This window comes from Micromonospora nigra (assembly GCF_900091585.1).
Taxonomy (GTDB): domain Bacteria; phylum Actinomycetota; class Actinomycetes; order Mycobacteriales; family Micromonosporaceae; genus Micromonospora; species Micromonospora nigra.
Genome location: NZ_FMHT01000003.1, coordinates 3,670,601 through 3,691,391 on the forward strand (window position 1 = coordinate 3,670,601; position 20,791 = coordinate 3,691,391).

Consider the following 20,791-nt stretch of genomic DNA (forward strand, 5'->3'; position numbering starts at 1 on the left):
CCTGGCCGCCGGGACCGACCACGTACGCCGGGATGGTGACGGTGCGGCTGACGCTCAGACATCGGACGTGAAGGACCTTCTGGGCGGCAACGATCTGCCCGACGGCGATGCAGGGCAGCGCCAAGAGCCCGTGCCGGTGGTGCCGGCGCTGGACGGCCCACTGGCCGCGGTGTGGCCACCTGCCGGCCTCGGGCTGACCGGCCCCGGCGCGGAGGCCGCCGGCCGCGGGTTCCTCACCGCCGCCCTCGCCGCCGGTGGCGTGGACAACCCCCACGCGCGCAGCACGGTGGTGATCCCCTCGACGACCGCCGCCACCCTCCTGGGTGCCGCCGCTGTGCTGCCCGAGACTCCCCGCCTGACCGTCCCCGGCAGCCTCGATGACGCCTTGGACATCCTCGAAGCGGACACCCTGCACCGCACCCGCTTGGCCTACCAGCACGAGGTCGACACCATCGCCGAGCTGCGCCGCACCGACCCGTGCGAGGAGCCGCAGCCACCCATCCTGCTCATCGCCGACGCCGCGGCCAGCCACGAACGCGCCAGGATCGCCGCGCTCCTGGCCCAGGGACAACGCCTCGACATCCACGGCATCCTTCTCGGTTCCTGGCCAGACGGGAACACCGTCGTCGTCAACGTCGACGGCACCACGACCCCCGCCGACGGGGAGGCCCGCCACCGTACGCACCCCGCCGACGTCGGTCGCCTGAGCGTCCTCACCCCTGCCGAGACGATCGGCCTGCTCACCACCGTCGCCGAAGCGCACACCGGCCAACAGCGACCCTCACCGGCCGATACTGCCCGACCGGCTGCCGGCCAGGACCCGCGACCGGCCTCGACCAGCACCGAAGACGCCGGCCACGGCGACGGCGACGGTCGAGGGCCCGTCGGCGACGAGCCGGCACCCGCCGCCGAGGACACCGCTCCGGTCGTCCCACACCCACGCGATCCCGCCACCGACGGAACACAGGCAGCGGGAGAAGAACCGGCGGCCCTGTCCAACGGGCGCGTCAAGGTACGGGTGCTCGGCGGCGCCCGCATCGTGGACATGGACACGACCATGCCGCTGCGGGCCAAAGCCCTCGAACTGCTGGTCTACCTCGTCGTCCACGACGGCGACGCGGCACAGGACAGCATCCTCGACGACCTGCTACCCGACGCCCCGGCAGCACGGGCACCCCACCGCCTGCACACCTACGTCTCCGCGCTCCGCAAGGCCCTCGCCCGCACCGGCGGACCCGCCAGCTACCTCACCCACCCGTCACGCCGCTACACCCTCAACCGGGAGATGCTCGACGTGGACCTGTGGCGGATGCGCGACGCGCTACGCGACGCCAAGCACGCCACCACCGACACCGACCGGACCGCCGCACTGCAACGCGCGATCGACGCCTACGACGGCGCACTCGCCGACGGCTCCGGCTACGAGTGGATCGAGGCACACCGCGAGGGCATCCGCCGCCAGGCCCTCGACGCCCACCTCGCCCTCGCCACCGCGACCACCGACCCGACACAAGCCCTCGCCGTCCTGGAAGCCGCGATGCGCCACGACCCGTACGCCGAGGCCTTCTACCAACAGGCGATGCGCGCCCACGCCACGCTGGGACACCTCGAGCAGATCCGCGCCCTGCGCCGGACACTCACCCGCCGCCTCGAAGAGATCGACGCCGAACCCAGCGAGGACACCCTCGCACTCGCCGACCGGCTCATCGCCGGACTACGCCAGCAGTGGCCGACCGGAAAGCCCGAGCCACGCGACGACGGGCCACGCTCATGACGCCGGACCCCCCGGCGGCCCCCGAAACAGGGCACGAAAACCGGTACGCGCAGCCCTCATTCGGCGGCGGCCCGCAGCCGGCGAACCCCGTCCGCGACCACGCCGCAGCATCCCCGTCGAAAACCGTCCTCGCCGACGATGCGGGGCCGGGCAGCGACCGTCAGGTCGGGTCGGCTGGTCGGCGTGCCGCGTCGCTGACGACTCGGGACGCGCTGGAAGCCGACCTGGCCACCGCGGTCCGGCACGCCGCCCGGATGCGTCAGGCGTTCTACGTCCTGGTGCTGCTGGTCGCCCTCGTCGGACAGGTCACCGGCGCCGTCGCGACGCTCGGCGTTCCGGTGGTTGTCGCGGTGCCCGCCCTCGCGGCGTTGGAACTGGGCGGCGTGGTCGTCATGGCCAACGCCGACGTGCGACGCCGGCTCGGCGAACAGGCGATCGGGTCCCGCCTGCTGTCCACCGCGATCGCCGCCGGAGCCGTCACCTTCAACTGGGCCGCCCACCCCGCCCACCTCGTCGGCGGCTTCTACGCCGGCATGTCCGCCCTCGGATACCTCGTATGGCTGATGCACGCCGGCAACCAACGCCGAGACCGGCTACGCGCCACCGGCGACCTACCACCCACACCACCGTCCTACGAGGTGATCAGCCACTGGATCCGCCACCCCCTCATCACCTCCCGCGCACGGTCCATCGCCAAGGCCGACAACCTCGACCTGTACGAATCCCTGAACGCGGCCCGCGACGCGATCGCCCGCCAACAGCGCGACGCGGCGATCGCCAAGGTTCTACACCGCAAGATCAGAGCCGCCGTGGACCCGACCACCGCCGACATCGCCGTGCAGGTGTACGACCTGAACGAAATCGCCGCACGCCTCGCGGCCACCGCCGACTACCACGGACTGACCACACTCCTGGCCGCGGACCTCGCCCCGAAGCGGATCGCGACGGTCCACAGTGTTCGTCGTCGCCGTCGCTGGTGCAGACGAAAGCGCCCCAACGACGCGTCACCGGCACCTCAGCCCACCCCCTCCCCGCCACAAGCGCCCGCCACATCGGCGACGCACACACCAGGCGATAACCGGCAAGAGCCGAACCCGGAGCCAGAGGAGAACCCTGAACCGACCCCGAGCAGCCACCAGCAGACTGCCGACAGCCGCGACGCTGGCCCGCCTGAAACCGTGTCGCCGGACGATCCGGCCGTCGCGGACCTGGCAGGCGCAAGCGAGAACGCCAAGGACGTCGCTGGCGATGACGCCAACCAGGAGACGAACGACGGCGATCAGGATGCAGCCAGCGACGCAAACGACGGTGAGGACTCAGAAGTGCCCCAGGGAACCGCGCAAGCAGTGGCCTACTGGCTGAACAAGGAGCCAAACCTGGACCCGGAACTGCTCGCCGAGAAAATCGGCAAGTCGTTGCGATCGGTCTACCGATACCTGCCACCGGACTACCCCCGCCGACCGGGCATCGCCAGGCGACGGACCCGACACCAACCCGACCCCGCCCGCCGCGCGAGCCGCAGCGAGTGACATCAACAGGCACGACCACCTGCCGACTGTCGGCACCACCAGGTTCGAGTGCGCAGTCGGGCACGCGCCACCTACAAAGACCCACATGACGAGGACGAGGGTTGACGGCCGGCGTGACGCTTTTACCGTCACTTGGGACGGCCTTCATCCGGCTCGCTGGTCACCGCATCGCCGCGCACGAGAGCGCGAATTACGGCTACTTGTTTTATTGATCTACGACCGTTGCCTGGCCAGACTTTCCGTCGAGGCGCCCGGGGTGTCGCTCTCGTTGCGGCTGCCCACGCCGGTCGTGTGCTTTCATCCGGCTGCGGACCGGCGACACGGCGCAACGGCGGGGCTGCCGACAGCAACGATGACAGCGACCGGCGCGGACAGAACCGCCCTTCCCGGCCGGTGCCGGGTGGTTATCCGAGCCCCGGAGACACGGACGGATCCGGCCGGACGGAGCGCCTAGTACTTACGAGTGAGGGGTCGCCTACTTGAGAAGTCGGCTTGTTGACAGGAGTACAACCGATCAGCGGGTAGGGATCGTGGCACTGACTGTGAAGACTGCGCACCATGATCAGTGTTCCGCCCCGGGACCCTTGGGCTACTCAGCAGCCCAACCCTTCCATCTCGATGGCCGTACCGAACGATCCGATAACCCAGTCGAAGAGTTTGGGAGCCGGTGGTATCGCTGCGATCATTGTGGGTGGGGTGCTGATGGCTTGCTGCGGCTTTGCTGGTCTTGGTGCTCTCGTCGGAGACGAGAAGCCTGAGGCCAACGCACCGCCAAGTCCGTCACCCTCTCCAACCGCCGTTGCTACGACCGCCGAACCCTTGACGGCCGTCAGCGCTTCTCCCAGCAGCGTGGTTGAGCCGTCCAGGACGGTGGCAGCGCCGAAGCCGAAGCCGACTACCGCGGCACCGCAGCCGAAAGAGCCCTACTACCGCAACTGTGATGCCGTGCGTGCTGCCGGGAAGGACCCCTTGTACGAGGGGGACCCCGGATTCCGACCTGCTTTGGATCGAGACGGCGACGGCGAAGCCTGCGAGCCCGGCGGCGGCAACGGCGACACCGGGCCCGCGCCGGACGGCGATGTCTACTACGCGAACTGCTCCGAGGTGCGAGCCGCCGGCGCGGCTCCCATCCGTCGGGGCGAGCCAGGCTACTCACGCAAGTTGGATCGAGACGGCGACGGTATCGCCTGCGAATAGTCGCTACGTAGCCAGTGGGGTGCGCCCTCACCAGGTATCAACCTGGTGAGGGCGCTTGGCCCTACTGAGGAGTGCGAGAAGTCCGGAGAGCGCTCCGATCACCGCGGCGATGCCGCCGAGTAGTGCTGCCCACTCGCCGGGCGAGGCCTGTCCGTTACGGCCAGTCCGTCTGCCTCTCTTGTTCGTTAGCCTCATGAGGCCTGCGCTTTCTCCAGTAGTTGCAGGTCAGGGGGCGGCACCCGCGCCAACGGTTTGTGCCGCCCCTGCCCCCTTTCGGACCTTCGGCCCGTCCCCTGAGTAACGAGGGGCGGGCCGAAAAGGTCTTCGCACTTGTCAAGCGAATCCAAGATCAAAGCCGCACAGGTCTGTGCGACGCGCAGGTACCTTATGGGGAGATTTAAAGGTACAAAGTCAAATTTTTGCTGCCAGCAAAGTAGGTTGCCTCAGCTCAATCGCGAGTTTCGTGCGAGATGCAACTTGCATGAGACGGGAAGATTCGTATCGATAAAGCCTTATCTAGCGGCATTGAAGGGTCGTATCGTCTATAGCTCTCAAGAGACGTGAAACGCCCCAGAGTGGTCAGCTGTGATCTGTAACACCTTCAGCGTCCTGGGACCGTGAGCCTTGGTAGTGGGAGGCATTCGCTCCGGTCTGTAGCCCAGGTGGGCTGAGCGATTGCCGCCCAGCCCACCTGGGTCGCCGCAGTTCTACCCCGCTGAGCGGGGCTGTGCCGTACCGGTGGTGTTGTCGTGCGGCGGTGCGGTGTCGTCGGTCCCGTCGGCGTCCTCGCCGGGTGAGTCAACCTCGACGAACCCGAAGAGTCTTTCGATGACTTGGAGTACCTGGGTGGAGTAGCGGTCGGCGAAACCTCGACAGATGGCGGGCTTGGCCTCCGGATAGCCGGCGTAGGGCAGCGTCGAGTGGCAGATGATGTATCCCGCGTCGCTGCGCGCCTCGGTCACCATCTGCTTGAGCCGGCCGGGGTCGAGGTGCATCGGGTTGCCGGGCTTGAAGATGCAGGTGGCGCATTCGCGGGCGAGCCGTCGAGTCTTGCGCAGTTCCGGGTCGCCGACGCTGAGTCGGGGTGACCGGTCGCTACCCGGATCGTCGGCGGGATCGAACATGCTGTCCATAGTCAACTCCTTGTTGTTGCGGCGCGGGCCCGCATCCGTGGATGCGGGCCCTGCGAATCCGGGTGAACGGAGTGCCTCGGCACCGGGTAAGGCCTGGTCAGAGCCGGCGCAGCCAGGTCAGCACCGTGTCGACGTCGGCACGGCGCAGCCCGTCGTACGGGTCGACCCGGTGGAGCAGGGTGGGTGCGCCGTCGGCGGTGCGCTGGTCTGCGGTGGTGGGGTCCTTGCCGCCGAACTCGTCGTCGAGGACGGCGAGTGGCCGTCGCGCGGCCCAGGCATACAGGTCGGTGAGTTTGCTCTGGTGGCCGAAGCGGACCGCGCCGGCGTGGACGGGGACATGCGGCCAGGCGGTCGGTAGGCCCAGCCGTGGCGCGATCCATGCGGTGGCCAGTTGGTTCCAGCTGGTGCACCACACCGGTTGGGCGTGCTCGGCCAGTTCCCGCAGCCACGGCCCGTGGCCGGGGTTTAGCCAGACGGTGCCGGTGACGCGCCGACAGTCCGGGCCGAGCCCGTCGTAGCGGTGTGGCCGGTAGCCGAGTGTCTCGGCGTGGTCGGGGTTGGCGGGGTTGAGGACGCCGTCGACGTCGATGGCCACGATGGGTGAGGGGGCGGGGTGTGCCAGCGGTCGGGTGCTGGTCATGGCTGGGCCTGCTCGATGGTGATCGGGTGCAGGGGCACGGTGAGCCGGTCGGCGGTGTGGCCGGGTCCGTCGGCGGGTTGCCACGTGTCGGCGGCGGCGTGGTTGGGGAACGGGCCGATGAGGGCGAGCCAGCCTTCGGTGCGGTCGAGCAGCACGAGGACGGCGGTGCGGGCGTCCTCGAGGGCCGGCCGCAGGACCATAGCGAGGTCGGGTGGTAGGTCAACCCAACTGGTGGCGGGTAGATCCGTGACGGCGGGGTCGTGCAGCGGTACGGGCCTGGTCACGGCGAGCGTGGTGCTGTCGAGCGCGAGCGTGGCGGCGTGGGAGTGGGCTGCTTCGGCGCCGCTGGTGGGGCCGTGGGCGCCGAGGTCGCCGTTGGTGTGGACCGCGAGCAGGGCGTGCGGGTCGCGGATCTCCAGGGAGTCGAGGACGGCGAGGGTGACCGTGTCTCCGGTGCGCATGTCGCGCAGGGTGAGCAGGACCGGCCGTCCGTCCGGGTCCCGGTTCCAGGTGATGGCGTCGAAGTGTTCGCTGGTGACGTCGCGCAGGCGCCGCCAGGCGCGGTTGTCGGTGTCGAAGGGGTGTTCGTCGTCGGTGCCGTAACGCATGAGGAACTCCTTGTTGGGCAGCGTCGTACCGTGTCCGGACCCGGGGTCGGTCAGGACGCGATGCATGCACGCTTCGATGGCGCGGGGTGGTCAAGTCGCGGGGGCGGCAGCGAGGCCGTTCGGCGTCGGCCCTCCGCGAGATGCGGGTGGGGCCGCCTGTGGCAGCTCCGCATTCCAGGCCCTGGTGAGTCCTGGGTCCCGGCGTGCGGCGCTGCGCGGGCCGCAGCCGGCGCAGCGCCGCGGCGCGGAGTGGGATTGGTTGGCTGCCGGCTCGGGGCCCGCTCAGCCCGGCGTTCAGGCCTGGGTGAGTGCGGTGACGGCGGCGTCGGCGATTGCCGCGATGGCCTCGGTCGGGTCGGTGACGGTCAGGGTGTTGGCGTGGGTGAAGGTGTGCCCCCAGATTTGGTCCGGGTCGGTCGGTTCGCCGTCGGTGGGTGGGTCGGCGGGGTGGAGCCACAGCACGGCGCAGCCGGCGCGGTGCAGGGTGGTGACGAGGTGTTGGCCGGCGGGGATGTCGTCGAGGTAGCCGTCGGAGACGACGGCGAGCATCCGCAGGGTGCGGCCGTGGCGTAGGTCGAGGAGTTGGTCGGCGACCTTGACCGCTTCCGGGAAGGTGGCGGTGGCCAGCCCGGTGCGCATGTGCAGCACCTGCCTGGGGTAGGTGCGTGGGGGCACCAGGACGGTGGTGCGGTCGCCGAACCCGATGGTGGTGGTCGTCGCCTCGGCGCGGCGTGCCGCGTTGGCGAAGATCCACGCTGCGGAGGACATCGCCTCGGTGTAGCGGGCCATCGACCCGGACAGGTCGACCAGGATCGCCAGGTGCAGGCGCGGTTTCTCCGGAGGCAGTTGCGCCCGTTGCTGCCACGGGGCAGCGGTCGGCATTTGTCCGGCGGCGGTTTGCGCTTCGGCGGTGATGGCCTGGCGGGTGCGCAGCCGGCCGGGTGGGATCACCGAGGGGCGCCGGCCGGGTTCGGGGTGGCGGGTGCGGGCCTGCCGCAGCCGGTTGGCGAGGTCGCGGGCCGCGCGGTGTTCGTGCTCGGTCGGATCGGTGCGGTCCCACTCTGCTGGTGGGCTGTGCCGGTGGGCCAGCAGCGCCGCGGCGTACTCGGCCGGGGTGACACCAGCGGCGACGGCGAGGTAGTCGACGAGGGCCGCGGCGAGGCGGCCGGGGAACAGGCCGGCGTCCGGTACGGGGGTGTCGTACTGCTGGTCGGGGTCGATGCCGAGGACTTGGCACCACCGGCGGGCCAGGCAGATCATGGTGTCGGCGTCGGTGTCGTCGCAGGTGTGGGCCTCGCGCCAGATGTCGCGCAGTTGCCGCAGGCGTTTGCGTCCGAGGACTCCGGTGACGGCGGCGCGTACGGGGCGGACGTCTTTGCTGGTGACGATACGGGCGTCGACGCGGGCCAGGAGCAGCGCGGCGAGTTGTCCGGCGTGCCACGCGTCGTCGACGGCCGCGTCGTCGGGGTCGAGGAGGGTTGTCACGACGTGGCGCAGCCAGCGGCGGTCGCCCCGGCGGCGGGCGCGTTGGCGTCCTTCGGCCCGGGATTCCTCCAGCATGTCGGCGACAGCGGCGAGGATCGGCGGGGTGCCGGGTGGGGTGGTCCAGCGGCTGTGCGCGGCGTGCGCGGCGCCGTGTACGAGCAGCCCGTAGCCGGTGGGCACGAGGCGCTTGTGCCGGGCCTTGGCCGGGTTGGTGACGTCGGGGCGGTCGGCGATGTAGGTGGCGTCGACCTCGATCCGGTTGAGGTCGGGGTAGAAGCATTCGGGCGCGTCCCCGGCGGCGCCGGGGGCGACGAGGACGGTGAGGTCGGTACGGCCGGTCAGCAGCGGGACGTGCTTGGTCCACGCCGCGGACCAGTCATGCCAGTCGCTGGCGCCGGCCGGCGTCGGTGGTGCGCCCTGCTGTAGGTGGGTGCTGGGGTGTGACACGGATCGGCTCCTTCCAGAAATCTGAGGTGGACGGCGGTTAGCGCTTGCCGAGGGCGAGCGCGGTGATGGGCGTGCCGGTGTGTCGGGACAGGGCGGCGGTGACGTCATCGCGGGCGTCCTCGGGGGCGATGCCGGCCAGGTTGGCCAGGGCGGCGGTCATGCCAAGGTGGTCGCGGACCTTGACGAAGCCGAGCAGTTCGCGCAGCTGCGGCGCCCACACGGTCTTGCCGGCGGCGAGGTCGGCGTTGAGGTCGATAGCCGCGGCCACGACCTGCTTGGGGACGCCGAGTTGGCGGGCGAGGTCCCAGTCGGTGGTGACGTGCAGGTGGACGGTGAAACGGGAGGCCAGGGCCTCGGTGAGCACCGCGCCGTGCACGCCCGGGTTGTGGCCGGCGACGATGTAGAACCCGTCGACGGCTTCCACGGTCTCGTTGCCGTTGGCGGGGATGGTGATAACCCCGCGGCCGTCCATGGCCGGGTACAGCACGGCCAGGACGCGAGGCGGGATGAGGGTGGCGTCGTCGACCAGCAGCACCCGCCCCTCCCGCATCGCGGTGACCAGCGGTCCGTGGACGAACTCGTAGCCGCCGCCGGGGATCGGGTTGTACGAGCCGAGGAAGTCGTCGACGACGGTGTCGCCGGTGCCGGCGACGGTCAGCAGGTCGGGGAAGGCCGCCTCGACCATGGCGGTCTTGCCGGTACCGGGCGGCCCGTACAGCAGCACGGGCACCTGCTGGGTGCGCAGCCGCCGCAGTTCCTCGACGTCCCAGCCCCGCCCGAGCCGACGCGGGTGGTACAGCGTCCCGTTCGGCCGCGGCACGGGCGCGGGCCGGGACTGCCGGCCACCACCAGTACCGCCGCTGGAGCGGGTGCGGGGTGCGGCGGGTGGGAGGGTGCCGGCGGCGTCGATGCCGGCCTGGGTGATCTGGAAGCGGTGGTGCGGGTCGCGGTGGTGGGTGGCGTGCCCGGCGGCGGCCATCTTCTTCAGCGCCTCGAATACCGCCCCGGACGACGGTGCGCCGATGGCTTGGGTGATCTCGCCGACCTTGAGGATGGTGTCGGGGTGGTCGGCCAGGTGCAGGGCGACCTTGCGGTAGAGGTAGCCGGACCGGCCGGAGCCCGCCTCGGTGGCGGGAGTGCCGGCGCCGCTGGCCGAGTCCTGGTCGTTCTGCGGTAAACCGGCCTGCGGGGCCGGCGGGTGTGGTGTGGTCATGGGATTGCCTCGATTCAAAAGTCGGGCCCGCGCACCCGTCTCCGGGTGCGCGGGCGGGTGGGTACCGCACAGCGGAGACGGGCGGGGCCACCCCTGCCGGCCCGCGTCGGGCCGGGCAGGTGGGCGACCACACCCCTGGTAGTGCTGAAGGGTCACGGCGACGCGCAGGATCGCCGCTGGTGCGCGCTGGTCGGTGTCGAGGCCGCGCGGGCGGTGTCGGCGCCGACGATGGAACCCCCGCCAGACCACTCGATCAAGTCGAATGGGTTTGCGGGTGCGGGTGCGGGATTGCGGGAGCGCCGGCTGGCTACGCGTGCACCGTGAGGGCCGGGAGCGATGCTGGCGGCACGGTCGTGGTCAGTCGGCGCAGCCCTGTTCGCAGCCCTGCGGGTCGCACTGCTGTCCCTCGGCCATCCGGGCCAGGGCCAGCCTGTCGTCGCCGTCGAGGTCGTCGAGGAACGGCCAGCCGAACTCGTCGGCGAACGCCTTGACCTTGGGCGCCCCGTACATCGACCAGCCGGCGTGGTCCACCGCTGCCACGATGTCGTCACGGCCGAGGAGCCAGGCGAGTTCGCCGAGCTTGTCCACCGACCGGCTCGCCGAGTTGCCGCGGTGGTCGAGGATCTTCCCGACGGCGAAATCCAGGTAGTCCCGGGCGTAGGCCTCGTGGTCGACCCGCTGGGTCCACTCGCCCGGGTGCCGGGGGGCGATGACCTGGCGGGCATGGTCGAGGTCGAGTGCCTCCATGAGCACCTCCTCCCGGAAGCCGAAGACGTCCCCGCGGTCGGGCCCGGAGAGCCCAGACCCGGGTGACGATCTCCTCTTGGGTACGGACGGTCACTGGGTTCCTTCCTGTCGGTCTTACCTGTCGTGGTGGTGTAGGTGCCGCCGCCGAAGCCGGGTCGGCTCGGTGGCATGGCGAGGGCTCGGCCGGGATGCCGGCTTATGCCTGGTCGGGGTCGGGCAGGTCGCCGACGATCCGGTCGCAGTCGTACGGGTCGACGGCCTCCCAGCACCAGCTGCGGCCCATCACCACGTACCGGCCGTCGCCGCCGGGTGCGATGCGGTCGATGGCGTGCGGGTCGTCGGCCAGGGCGCGCTGATCGGCGACGATGACGTCGCCGTCGAAGGTCAGGTTGGCCAGCGCGGCGTCGACCCGCCGGTCCAGGTCGTCGGCCGGCACGCCCTGCTCCCGTAGGCGGTGGCGGTACTGGTCTCGGTGGCGCTGCTGGTCGGCGACGATCGCCTCGGCCACCGCTCGGGTGCAGGAGAACACCGCCCACCCGTTCCATGAGTCGATCAGGGTGCCGACGAACCCGACCGCGATGCGGTCGCCGCCGTCAGGGTCGGCGGTGCGCGCCCACTCGCCGGAGAACACGCCGACGTCGCCGACACGGACCCGGGCGGGACGCAGGTGGGACACGTCGGCGCCGGTGGGGCTGGCCGCGAGGTGACACAGGTCGGCGATCCGACCGGTGGCGGCGGTGTCGAAGGCGTCGCGGTAGACGGCCATCGCCTCGTCGCGCTGCTGGATGCGCAGCCCGAACCAGCCTGTGGTGTCGCCAGTGGCATCGGCGAACAGCTCCCACCCGCTGGTGTCCACCGGATCTCCGGCCGAGCTGTAGCGGGGTAGGGCGTCGAGGACGGCGGGATCGCCGTCGTTGATACCGGCCAGGATCCGGCGCGCGGCCAGGCGGGTGTCGCCGCCGGCCCGGGCACCGATGGTGTCCTGAGCCCACCACTGGGCGGCGGTGTGGCCGGCCTCGGTGCCGGCGGCGCGCATCCGCCGCAGCGCGGTAGCCCAAACGGCGGCCTCGTCGACCAGCCCGCCGGTTGGCGGCGAGGTGGAGGTGGCTGGTTCGATGCGGTCGCCGTCGTCGAGGCACATCGACAGGGCCGAGCCGCTGTCCCAGGCGACATCGACGACGTTGTGCCGCTGGTCGTGGCGGCGGACGGTGCCGGTGTCGCCGGGCCGCAGCAGGGTGTACGGGTCGCTGGTGTGGACCAGGGCGACGCGCTGGCCAGGCTGATAGATCATGCTGCTCTCCGATCGGTGAGAGTTGGATGGGCTGTGGCCGGTGGGCGGCGACGGCCTCGGAGCGGGCTGGTTCATCCGGTGCTGCCCGTCGCGTCACCCGTCGTGGGGTCGTGGGGTGGCCAGGGCTTGCGGACGAGGCGGGCGCCGAACATCGGGTCGGTGGCGACCGAGGAGCCGCAGCGGGTGCAGCTGGTGGCGGTGTCGTAGCCGTAGCCGGCCATGGACGGCACCTCGACGTGGTCGATCTCGTCGACCGCCCCGCACACGGTGCACACCGTCATCTCCGACCCGCCCTCGTTGAGGGCGGGTGCGGTGACGAACAGGTCCTCGACCGGGTCGAGGTGGTGGACGCTGTGGCGCAGCCAGCGGCCGTGGACCGTCGCCTCGTACACCACCAGCCGCCCCTGGTCGGGGTGCAGCAGGTACATCCACTCGAGAAACCCGTCGAGGTCCTCCCGCAGTGAGCCCTGCCGCATCGTGTCGTTCCCGGCCGGGTAGCCCAGTCCCGGGACAAGCGGCTGCCGGTCCCATCGCCGGTGTCTGGGGTTGACGGCGAGGGACCGCCAGTTGCGGGCCAGCAGCGCGGCGGCCATGGCGTCGGTGTCGCGGCCGAACGTGTCGGTCCAGATCCGGCGCAGCAGCGGAACCAGGACTTCCGGGGCCTCACCGAACTGGATCAAGCGGGCGGTGTACCTGCCGGACAGGGCGGGGACACCGATCAGCGTGGGTGTACTCACGTGCCTTACCTCCTTGGGAATTCGTGGATGCGGGTTGCGGCGGTCATCCCGGTCGGGACGACCGCTGGGTGACCGTTGATCCGCCGGCATCGATCAATGGCCTTTGCGGGGATGCGGCGGAATCCGAAACACGCGGTACTCGCCGTACGTAGATGTGTCGGCGACCAGCCGGCGCGGTTCTCGCTGGCGGAATGCCGGCCTGCGGGGACGTGTTGGCAGGTCGTGTTGGTGTCGCAGAGTGATCGTCATGAGTCAGCCCGGAAGATCCATGGCGCGAAAGTCGCCTGGAGCGCTTCGGCCGCAGTCGAAGTCGGCCGGGAATGTCGGCTTGAATGACGTGGTGATCACGATGCAGGCGGTCGTCGAGGTGCCGATGTTCGACAGCGGGTCGTCGCCGTGGCCGACAGAGCAGCTGGCACCCGGCTCGTGGCTGGTGCTCAACGCCGATTGCACCGATAAGCGGACCGGGCTGTTCGTCGCGGCCCTCGCGAATCGGATAGACGTGGCGCCTCCTGGCGGCCGGAATGAGGTCGTGGACGCGCTGCTGGCCGAGGAGATGCTCATCGTTGCCGGTGGCTTGCAGGTCGGTGACACCACGGCCGGGACGAACGTCGTGCCGGGTTGTTGCAGCGGGCTGGAGGACTGGCGTGACTGGGCGCAGGCGCTCACCGGCGGTTCACCGTGGCTGGGACATGATCCGAGCCCGGAGCTGGAGGTGCTCGGTGAAGATCTGCGGGTGTGGCAGGACGCTGGCCCAAATCGTCATCGCGGCCGCTGGGCCGGACGCCATGTCGACATTCCGCGTCGTGCGCTGCCGCAGCTGTTACTGCGCGCGCAGCGGGACCTGGTGGGCTTCCTGGACGCCCTCGACGGGTGGGCCGCACGGTCCGGATTGGGCCATCGAGGGAGTGCCTTGGTGAAGGCGGTCGACCAGAACTTCGCCATCGCGGCGCCGCTGGTCTTGCCTGCTGGCTAGCACTGACCTTGCGTGTTCCTGCTCGGTCACGTGACCTTGATGATCGTCGCAAGTGGCGGCATCGTCCCCGTTGTGCCGAGCGGCGCGTTGTGGGCGGCCATGAAGGGCACCGGGTCGATCGCGCCGTTCGGGCTGGCGTCGCCGGTGTGGTGCACCTCGTAGTGCAGGTGCGGGCCGGAGCTGCGGCCGGTGGAGCCGACGACGCCGATGGGCTGGCCGGCGGTGACCGGTTGCCCGACGGTCACCATTGGGGGTTGGTCCATGTGGCAGTAGCGGGTGAGCAGGCCTGCGGCGTGGTCGATGTCGACGTACCAGCCGCATCCGCGTGTGAGGTCGGGGTGGCCGTCGCGGTCGCAGCCCCATTCGGTGCCGGTGTTGACGTGGACGGCGTTGCAGCGGACGGTGCGGACGGTGCCGGTGGACGCGGCGCGGATGATGGTGCCGCGCGGGGCGCTGAGGTCGACGCCGTCGTGGCCCGGCCGGTTACTGGTACGGAATCCGGATCCGACCGGGGCGAGGACCGGCTGCGTCCACGGGCCGGTGGCCCCGCACTCGGCCAGCCCGTCGGTGGGTAGGCCGGTGGTGTCGGCGATCGCGGTGACCAGCTGGGTGGCAGGTCCTTCCCATGTGGCGTAGGCGTCGGGGAAGGCGCTGATCTGCACGGCTTGGGCGGCCTCGGTGAGCGGCATCGTCTGCCAGCCGCTGATCGTGGTCAGCTTTGCGAAGAACTTCTCCGACGCGTAGACGGGGTCCTGAAGCTGGGTGGGGGTTCCCCACCCTTGGCTGGGGCGCTGCTGGAACAGCCCGACCGAGTCGCGGTCGCCGCCGGTCAGGTTGCGCAGCGTGCTCTCCTGCATCGCTGTGGCCAGGGCGATGACCCACCCGCGGGGTGGTACAGCGAGGCGGGCGCCGGTGGTGACGATCGCGGCGGCGTTGCCGACCTGGTCGCTGTCCCAGTCACCGATCGCCGGCCACACGGTGGGCGGTTCGAGGGGCGTCGACGTGGTTGGTGAGGTAGCGGGCGAGGCGGCCACGGGGACACACTCGGCGGCGGCGTCGCCGCCGAGGAGGATTCCGCCGAGGCCGCCGGCGCAGAGGATGACCACCGCGATGAGCGCCACGGCGAGTGATACCAGGGATCGCAGCGTCATCCGGGCCTCCCACGGCCGGTATCGAAATGGCGGACTCGGTGTGGGCGCGTGGCGGTGGTGTGATTCGGCGGGGCTTCCTGCCGGCCGTTGGGGGATGCGGAGCTTGGCATGGCGGTTCGTTCTCCTGGTACTCGAAGGTCAGTGGAGGGGGTAGGCGCCGACCGGTTCGCCGTCGTCGCTGTGCACGGTGACGGTGTCGTCGGCGGGGTCGATCAGGTAGATCCACGAGGCGTCGAGGTCGATGGCGCGGCTGAGCGGGAAGACGGTGGTCGGCTCCGCACTGGTGTCGTCGAGCGTCATGCCGACCCCCGCGACCGGGTGTCGGCCGGCAAGAGACGGCGGGCCGCAGGTGACGTCGGGTCCGAGGTAGGCCCAGTCGTGCGCGAGGACCGCGTCGATGAGGGCGGTGGTGTCGCGGCGGGCGGTGCGTGCCCAGATGCCGCGCAGTCGCGGAATGAGCGATGAGGGGTGGCCGTCGACGTGGACGTAGCGGGCGCGGACGATGCCCGGCTGGGCGGGTTCGGTGGCGCCGACGTAGCAGGGGTGTCCCATGGTCGTGTCTCCTCGTGCTGGTGTGGTGTCGAGGTACGGGCACGGCGATGACCGCGCGGTCGTGGTCAGCCGCGCGGGTCATCGGTGACGGTGGGATCGGGTACCGGGTCTAGCGGGCGAGGACGGCGACGTTCTCGCCGTGCAGCAGCGGCACGTCCCCCGGCCCCTTCTCCGCGGGGCGAAGAAGGGGATGTGTGGTGACAGGGAGTTGCGCACGGCCCCGCAGCCAGCGGTCGGTCACACCTGAGTCGTGTGAGAGCCGGATGCGCCGCGTCGTCTCACCGACACGGAGTTGGCTGTCGCCGAACGCCTGTTGCCCGTTCCGTTCCCGGGGCGGGACGATCCGCGCGCTCAGTGGACTGTGCTGGTGCGGTACTCGTGCGCGAGGGGTTTCTTCGGCGGTGGTTCGGGCGTAGCCGGCGAGGGTGGTCCCGGTCTGGGATGTTGTTAGGTCCTCCTGATCGGGCCGGGTGGCGTGGTGTTCCGCCTGTGCGGGAGTTACGCGGCGTACGCGGCGGTCAGGGTCGCGCCGGGGACTCGGCGAGGCAGCCGCTGCGGAATCCGCGAGCGCAGGTGCGTGGCGGTGGCGGCGAGACCGGCGGTGAACCAGCCGACGAAACCGCCGGGGTCGCGGACCGGCCGCTGTGGTGCGCGTTCGCGGCTGAGAGCCGGCTGCGGCAGGTGTGCCGGTCGCGGGGCGCGCGCGGCGCGCATCGCCTGTTGTGCCTGTCTGGCGGCGCGACAGGGCCCGGTCTGGTCGGCGCACTGCAGGTTGGCGCACCGGTCGCCGGGTCCGGGTTGGTGGGCGGTGAGGACGTCGACGGCCAGCCGCCACAGCAGGAGGTCGGTGACGTCGCTGGGGAGCAGGGCGCGGTGCGACGGGCGGATGCGGCTGCGCTCAGACATGGCGGGTGACCTTTCGTCGGCTTCCGTACAGGGGTCACCGTCCGGACCGGGGTCGACAGGTGTTGTGCCTGATGGCTGGCCCGGACAATGACCGGTCTGATCGACGCTCTTCTCTCGATGAAGGTCAAGTCGTCTGCCTGGGGGTGGTGTCGTTATGCACGGTGATCGACGCGGTGAGGTCGCAACGCGCGCTCGTCGGCTTGGGGTCGACGGCTGTCAGGAGGTGGTCGGCGTGGAGCGGCCGGGCCGGCTTGTGGTCTGGACGAGGCGCGCCAGTCCGGCGCGGATGGCCGGTATGTCGTCGTGGTCGAGCTGGTCGTCGATGGAGAGCACGGGGTGCGGTTCGTCCCGCAGCCTGGTGATCTGGTAGCTGCGGCGGTCGGTGTCGACCGCGTCGACGCGTCGGATCTCGTGCGGTTCGCCAGAGTCGACGAGGACGTTCTCGTAGCAGACGGCCCAGGCCAGCAGGCGAAGCTCGGGTGTGGGATCGGCGAGGAGGTCCGCGATCAGATTGATGTCGACGCAGGCGGCCAGGGTGGGTCGGGCGACCGGCTGGTGGATGTCGAGCGCGGCGGCGAGGTCCGTCAGGAGGTCGACGCGTCCGGCGCGGTATCGGCCCATGCGGGTGTCGTTGAGCGGCAGGTGCACGGCTCGCATCTGGCGTCTGGTGCTGTGGGCTCCGGTGGGGGCCGGCTGGTCTTGGACGAGCAGCAGGAGAGGTGGGCGGCTCCAGCCGTCGAGGTCGGCGTTGGCCTCGATGTTCAGCAGGCACCCGGTCAGGGTGTGGACGGCGTTGAAGGACATCACGGGTATCGGCTCCTTGATGTATGCGAAGCCCCGCAGGCCGATGCGGTCTGCGGGGCTTCAGGTGGTTGCGGACGGCGTGGTGCTGGTGGTCCCGGGAGCTACCGCAGGTCGCGGTAGCGGGTCAGGAGTCCCGGGGGCGTGGCGTGGCTCGGATCGGGGGCGCTGATGCCGCAGCGCTTGCGTTTGGCCAGGTACATGGCCTGGTCGGCGGCCTGTAGGAGGTCGCGGGGCAGCATGTCCGGTTCGGCGACGGCGTAGCCGACGCTGGCGGTGACGGTCACCTGCCGCCCGGCGATGTCGTACGGGAGTGTGGAGATGCGCCGGTGGGCGGCCTGGGCGGCGGTCGCGACTTTGCCCGCGTCGCCGTGTACGACGAGGGCGAACTCGTCGCCGGACAGGTGCGCGGCCAGGGCGACCGACGGCCCGAGGGCGGTCAGGCGGCGTCCGACCTCGTGCAGCAGGTCGTTGCCGTGCTCGTGGCCGTAGGTGTCGTTGACCTGCTTGAACCGGTCGAGGTCGATGAGGACGAGCCCGAGTGGTTCCCCGAGCGAGAACGTGGCCTCGAGGTGGGTCCGCAGGGCCCGCCGGTTCGGCAGGTCGGTCGTGTCGTTGTGCGTGGCCAGGCGGTGCCAGTGGGTGCGGTCCCGGTCGCGGGTGGCCAGCGTCTGTCGCTGGTGGTGGATGATCTGCCGCTGCCGCACGAGCAGGACGGCTGCGGCGGCGAGACCGGCGAGGACTCCGCCGGCCGCCGTGAGGTAGGAGTTCAGGTGAGACACTTGATGGCGCTCCTTGTCGGTTAAGGAGCACCGGGGTGGGCGTGAGCCGCCAAGTTCGACGCCCGCCCCGGGCTACTGAGTTGCCGGGCTAGTTGGTCCTCGGGGCGAGTTGGAAGGTCGCCGGCTTCTCGACGACCTGGACGGCGACACCGTCGGCGACGAGCTTGTGCACGGCGTTGACGACCGCACCCGCGCTGGCCTTGGCCGAGCCGGTGCCCTCGTTCGCCCGGTCGACGGCCTTACACAGCTGGCTGGTCCTGAACGGCTGATCGGGATGGGCTTCGAGCACGTCGAGGACAGCGCCGCGCAGGCTGCCCTTGGCACGGCGTGGTTTCCCGTCACCCGACGCGTTCGCCGCCTCGGCGGGGCTGCTGGGCGCGGTGGAGTCGCTGCTGCCTGCCGGGTCCGGGTTGGGCTGCGAATCCGCCTCACCGGATGTGGCGACAGCGGCTGATTGCGCGGCGTCGACCGGGGACGGCTCGTCACCCTCGGCGTCGGTGGTGGTCGGTGCGCTGGGGGTGCTGTCCGCCGGAGGTGGCGGGTCCTGTGGGGTTGGCCGAACCACGGCACTGTCGGGTGCTGGTCGGCGTGCGCCGTCCGGCTGGACAGCGGTCGACTCGTCGTCCGGTCCCGCCGCCACGGCGCTGCCCGCCTGCTCTGCCGCCGCAGGGGTCTCGTCTGATCCTTGAGCCTCGTCCGGGTTGTCGGGGGTCGGTGCGGGTGGGTGGGACGGGTCGTCGCCGGTGTCGGTGGTGGCCGGCGGGTCGACGCTGTCGGTGCTGGTCGCCGCGTTCCTGGCGTGCCGCCAGAGGGTGCGGCCGTCGTCGGCGCGAAACGGTACGGCCTGGCCGGCTTCCTCCAGCGCGCGAAGTCGCTTGGTGGCCGTCGAGTAGCCGACCCCGGCGCGCTGCGCGATCGCGGCGGCCGTGTCCTGGCCGAGTTCCGCCAGGGCGGCGGCGACCTTGTCGAGGGCGCTGGGCGCCACGGTCTGGTCGGTGGTGTTGTCCATCTGTCCTCCCCTTGTGGCTGTTGTTCGAAATTTGGAGATGTGGCGTGCACTGATGCACGCTCGGCGGCGCCTCGTGATCAAGTGCGGTGACCGGATCTCGGGACGCCGCCGACGCTCGGGCGGGGCCTTCTCACGCCCCTGCGCTGGTGGGGGTGGTGTGGCTACGGCTGGCCGAAGACTTGGTCGCAGCGGCTCGGGTCGACCGGTAGCCATGGCAGGCCCCAGCCGATCCGGTAACGCCCGTCGGTGGGCTCGGCGAGGTGGACGCCGCCGCCGAGGGACACCGGACGGGCGACAGTGAGGGTGTGCCCGTCGAAGTCGACGGTGCGCCAGTCACCGCCGACGTAGGTGGCCATCGCGGCGAACGTCTGGGCGAGGGCCGTCACCGCCTCGTGGTCGCAGGTGAGTTCGAAGGCACCGTTCCACCAGCCGGTCACCGTCGCGAGGTAGCCCTCGTAGAAGCGGTGGAAGCCGGGAACCGGTTCGTAGCGCAGCCACCGGCCGGAGAACACGGCCGTGCTGCCCCGAGCCGGCGCGTAGTCAGCAGTCGTCACTGCTGGCCCTCCTCGGGGTCGGCGCCAGCCGTGTCCGAGGCGGCGAGGTAGCCCGCGACCACAAGCTTGCGGGCGCTGGACCAGGCAGTCCCTGACGCCTGCGCCGACTGGGCGAGCTGGTCGGCTGCGTCCTGCAACCAGGTGTGGATGTCCTCGCAGGCCTCCATGACCTCGCTCCACCCCTCGCTGTCATCGCCGCTCGTGAGGTGTGCCCGGCGGGCCTGGTCAAGGAGGTAGGACCCGGTCTGGGCGTGCACCCGGGCGAGCAGCCGGGTGGTTCGGTGCAGGTGCCCGATCAGGGACGCGACGTCGGAGGGCGTCGGCAGGGTGAGCAGCGCGCTGAACGGTCCGGTGGCCGTGTGCAGCCAGTGGCTGAGGTGTTCGGCGGCGGTGATGGCGCTGCCCAGTCGGGCGGGGTCGTAGGGACCGTCGACCGCGAACAGGCGGCTCATCTCGTCGAGCCAGGTGTTGGTCTGACCGTCGACCGGAAACGGGTCCTCGACGAAGACCGGCTGGGAATGTTTGCCGTCGGCAGCCGCGCAGATGGGACTGTCGTCCGTCAGATGCCACCACGGGGTGCCGCCGCGGTAGGCGGTGGTCCAGTGCGTGGCGGGCTGGTCTGCCACCGGCTCGTCGCAGACAGGGCAGATCGGAATCTGGATCATGGAGCGGTATCCCTTCAGACAGGGGGTGCCGGCGACCAGGGGTTGGTCACCGACGGTGTGGTGAGGTGCGACAGGGGCCCGGGTGGCCGGCGCTCGCCGGATCCGGACCCGAGCTGGCCGCGCAAGAGGGAAAAGGGCGGCCGTCTCGCCGGCCGGCAGCGTGATCTGCGCCCTTGCCCTGGGGCGGCTGGCAGGCTGAGGCGAGATGCGGCGGCTCGGGCAGGTCAATGGCCGACACCGTGAGCCGATCGCCGGGATGGTGAGCAGGGCGTGTACGGCCAGTACGTGCGGCGACCCGGAGCTGGGCGATGAGGTGCGCGCCTGGCCGGGGCAGTGAGAGAGCGGTCAGCTGGTCGTCGCCGGCTCACCGCGACCGAGGTGCCCGACGCCGGCTGCAGGAGGCGACGGTGCGCGTGTACCGCAAGGCCGGTCTCCTGCTGTGGAAGCCTGGGCAGGGGCGAGCGTGGGTGGTCGGCGGAGCCGACCGGGCAGCAGCACACATCCTTCGGGTACGCCCGATGGCGGTTGCCGGCCCGATCGGTTCCGGACGGGTGTCAGTGCGAGGTGTGGAAGCACCCGTGGCCGGCGATGACG

Annotated in this window: 20 protein-coding genes; 4 read left to right on the forward strand and 16 right to left on the reverse strand. The window is 70.9% G+C overall.

Annotated elements, in window-relative coordinates; all coding sequences use genetic code 11:
- The first annotated feature begins 67 nt into the window (after nt 1–67).
- The 3 genes from GA0070616_RS28875 (at nt 68) to GA0070616_RS29330 (ending at nt 4,500) form a co-directional block, all read left to right on the forward strand.
- The gene (locus GA0070616_RS28875; RefSeq protein ID WP_245712980.1) at nt 68–1,774 is read left to right on the forward strand and encodes an AfsR/SARP family transcriptional regulator; all 1,707 of its coding nucleotides are present in this window, start codon (nt 68–70) and stop codon (nt 1,772–1,774) included.
- Between the two features lie 254 nt (nt 1,775–2,028).
- On the forward strand, nt 2,029–3,303 hold the full coding sequence (locus tag GA0070616_RS15800) for a hypothetical protein (RefSeq protein ID WP_175440094.1): 1,275 nt from the start codon (nt 2,029–2,031) through the stop codon (nt 3,301–3,303).
- 702 nt (nt 3,304–4,005) lie between these two features.
- Entirely contained in the window at nt 4,006–4,500 is a 495-nt protein-coding gene (locus tag GA0070616_RS29330) for an excalibur calcium-binding domain-containing protein (protein ID WP_091090901.1), read from the forward strand.
- Nucleotides 4,501–5,207: 707 nt separating this feature from the next.
- Here GA0070616_RS29330 and GA0070616_RS15810 read toward each other — a convergent pair.
- The 8 genes from GA0070616_RS15810 to GA0070616_RS15845 form a co-directional block, all read right to left on the reverse strand.
- Nucleotides 5,208–5,633 carry a hypothetical protein gene (locus GA0070616_RS15810; protein ID WP_245712787.1) on the reverse strand — a complete coding sequence of 142 codons (426 nt, stop codon included), beginning with the start codon at nt 5,631–5,633 and terminating at the stop codon, nt 5,208–5,210.
- Nucleotides 5,634–5,730: 97 nt separating this feature from the next.
- Nucleotides 5,731–6,273, reverse strand: coding sequence for an HAD domain-containing protein (locus GA0070616_RS15815; RefSeq protein WP_091082657.1), 543 nt, complete (start codon nt 6,271–6,273; stop codon nt 5,731–5,733).
- Nucleotides 6,270–6,947: a hypothetical protein gene (locus GA0070616_RS15820; RefSeq protein ID WP_245712788.1), complete on the reverse strand. Its 678-nt coding sequence runs from the start codon at nt 6,945–6,947 to the stop codon at nt 6,270–6,272. The genes GA0070616_RS15815 and GA0070616_RS15820 overlap by 4 nt, the downstream gene beginning before the upstream one ends.
- Before the next feature lie 228 nt (nt 6,948–7,175).
- On the reverse strand, nt 7,176–8,813 hold the full coding sequence (locus GA0070616_RS15825) for a VWA domain-containing protein (protein WP_091082659.1): 1,638 nt from the start codon (nt 8,811–8,813) through the stop codon (nt 7,176–7,178).
- A gap of 37 nt (nt 8,814–8,850) precedes the next feature.
- The gene (locus GA0070616_RS15830) at nt 8,851–10,026 is read right to left on the reverse strand and encodes an ATP-binding protein (protein WP_091082661.1); all 1,176 of its coding nucleotides are present in this window, start codon (nt 10,024–10,026) and stop codon (nt 8,851–8,853) included.
- Between the two features lie 357 nt (nt 10,027–10,383).
- On the reverse strand, nt 10,384–10,773 hold the full coding sequence (locus tag GA0070616_RS15835) for a hypothetical protein (protein ID WP_245712789.1): 390 nt from the start codon (nt 10,771–10,773) through the stop codon (nt 10,384–10,386).
- A 196-nt stretch (nt 10,774–10,969) separates the two neighbouring features.
- The gene (locus GA0070616_RS15840) at nt 10,970–12,064 is read right to left on the reverse strand and encodes a DUF4314 domain-containing protein (protein WP_091082663.1); all 1,095 of its coding nucleotides are present in this window, start codon (nt 12,062–12,064) and stop codon (nt 10,970–10,972) included.
- Between the two features lie 71 nt (nt 12,065–12,135).
- Entirely contained in the window at nt 12,136–12,801 is a 666-nt protein-coding gene (locus GA0070616_RS15845; protein WP_091082674.1) for a hypothetical protein, read from the reverse strand.
- 337 nt (nt 12,802–13,138) lie between these two features.
- Here GA0070616_RS15845 and GA0070616_RS15850 point away from each other — a divergent pair, with 337 nt between their 5' ends.
- Nucleotides 13,139–13,777 (forward strand): hypothetical protein, encoded by a 639-nt coding sequence (locus GA0070616_RS15850; protein ID WP_245712981.1) that lies wholly within the window; start codon nt 13,139–13,141, stop codon nt 13,775–13,777.
- A 26-nt stretch (nt 13,778–13,803) separates the two neighbouring features.
- Here GA0070616_RS15850 and GA0070616_RS15855 read toward each other — a convergent pair whose 3' ends face one another.
- From GA0070616_RS15855 to GA0070616_RS15890, 8 genes are all read right to left on the reverse strand, one after another.
- On the reverse strand, nt 13,804–14,928 hold the full coding sequence (locus tag GA0070616_RS15855; RefSeq protein WP_091082678.1) for a M23 family metallopeptidase: 1,125 nt from the start codon (nt 14,926–14,928) through the stop codon (nt 13,804–13,806).
- A gap of 138 nt (nt 14,929–15,066) precedes the next feature.
- Complete coding sequence (locus GA0070616_RS15860) at nt 15,067–15,480, reverse strand: hypothetical protein (protein ID WP_091082680.1); 414 nt, start codon at nt 15,478–15,480, stop codon at nt 15,067–15,069.
- 498 nt (nt 15,481–15,978) lie between these two features.
- The gene (locus GA0070616_RS15865) at nt 15,979–16,386 is read right to left on the reverse strand and encodes a hypothetical protein (RefSeq protein WP_091082688.1); all 408 of its coding nucleotides are present in this window, start codon (nt 16,384–16,386) and stop codon (nt 15,979–15,981) included.
- A gap of 216 nt (nt 16,387–16,602) precedes the next feature.
- Nucleotides 16,603–17,190 (reverse strand): hypothetical protein, encoded by a 588-nt coding sequence (locus GA0070616_RS15870; protein ID WP_245712982.1) that lies wholly within the window; start codon nt 17,188–17,190, stop codon nt 16,603–16,605.
- 101 nt (nt 17,191–17,291) lie between these two features.
- Nucleotides 17,292–17,969: a GGDEF domain-containing protein gene (locus tag GA0070616_RS15875; RefSeq protein ID WP_091082698.1), complete on the reverse strand. Its 678-nt coding sequence runs from the start codon at nt 17,967–17,969 to the stop codon at nt 17,292–17,294.
- Nucleotides 17,970–18,057: 88 nt separating this feature from the next.
- Nucleotides 18,058–18,978 (reverse strand): hypothetical protein, encoded by a 921-nt coding sequence (locus GA0070616_RS15880; protein ID WP_091082701.1) that lies wholly within the window; start codon nt 18,976–18,978, stop codon nt 18,058–18,060.
- Between the two features lie 161 nt (nt 18,979–19,139).
- Nucleotides 19,140–19,532: a hypothetical protein gene (locus tag GA0070616_RS15885; protein ID WP_091082704.1), complete on the reverse strand. Its 393-nt coding sequence runs from the start codon at nt 19,530–19,532 to the stop codon at nt 19,140–19,142.
- A complete protein-coding gene (locus tag GA0070616_RS15890; RefSeq protein WP_091082708.1) occupies nt 19,529–20,197 on the reverse strand; it encodes a hypothetical protein in 669 nt (222 codons plus the stop codon). The genes GA0070616_RS15885 and GA0070616_RS15890 overlap by 4 nt, the downstream gene beginning before the upstream one ends.
- Between the last annotated feature and the right edge of the window lie 594 nt (nt 20,198–20,791).

Excerpts from the sequence above, each read along its gene's own strand:
- GA0070616_RS15840 (WP_091082663.1), bottom strand. The coding sequence starts at position 12,064 with ATGATCTATCAGCCTGGCCAGCGCGTCGCCCTGGTCCACACCAGCGAC.
- GA0070616_RS29330 (WP_091090901.1), top strand. The coding sequence starts at position 4,006 with ATGGCTTGCTGCGGCTTTGCTGGTCTTGGTGCTCTCGTCGGAGACGAG.
- GA0070616_RS15800 (WP_175440094.1), top strand. The coding sequence starts at position 2,029 with ATGCGTCAGGCGTTCTACGTCCTGGTGCTGCTGGTCGCCCTCGTCGGA.
- GA0070616_RS15880 (WP_091082701.1), bottom strand. The coding sequence starts at position 18,978 with ATGGACAACACCACCGACCAGACCGTGGCGCCCAGCGCCCTCGACAAG.
- GA0070616_RS15820 (WP_245712788.1), bottom strand. The coding sequence starts at position 6,947 with ATGCATCGCGTCCTGACCGACCCCGGGTCCGGACACGGTACGACGCTG.
- GA0070616_RS15860 (WP_091082680.1), bottom strand. The coding sequence starts at position 15,480 with ATGGGACACCCCTGCTACGTCGGCGCCACCGAACCCGCCCAGCCGGGC.
- GA0070616_RS15830 (WP_091082661.1), bottom strand. The coding sequence starts at position 10,026 with ATGACCACACCACACCCGCCGGCCCCGCAGGCCGGTTTACCGCAGAAC.
- GA0070616_RS15865 (WP_091082688.1), bottom strand. The coding sequence starts at position 16,386 with ATGTCTGAGCGCAGCCGCATCCGCCCGTCGCACCGCGCCCTGCTCCCC.
- GA0070616_RS15890 (WP_091082708.1), bottom strand. The coding sequence starts at position 20,197 with ATGATCCAGATTCCGATCTGCCCTGTCTGCGACGAGCCGGTGGCAGAC.
- GA0070616_RS15855 (WP_091082678.1), bottom strand. The coding sequence starts at position 14,928 with ATGACGCTGCGATCCCTGGTATCACTCGCCGTGGCGCTCATCGCGGTG.
- GA0070616_RS15870 (WP_245712982.1), bottom strand. The coding sequence starts at position 17,190 with ATGTCCTTCAACGCCGTCCACACCCTGACCGGGTGCCTGCTGAACATC.
- GA0070616_RS15810 (WP_245712787.1), bottom strand. The coding sequence starts at position 5,633 with ATGGACAGCATGTTCGATCCCGCCGACGATCCGGGTAGCGACCGGTCA.
- GA0070616_RS15815 (WP_091082657.1), bottom strand. The coding sequence starts at position 6,273 with ATGACCAGCACCCGACCGCTGGCACACCCCGCCCCCTCACCCATCGTG.
- GA0070616_RS15835 (WP_245712789.1), bottom strand. The coding sequence starts at position 10,773 with ATGGAGGCACTCGACCTCGACCATGCCCGCCAGGTCATCGCCCCCCGG.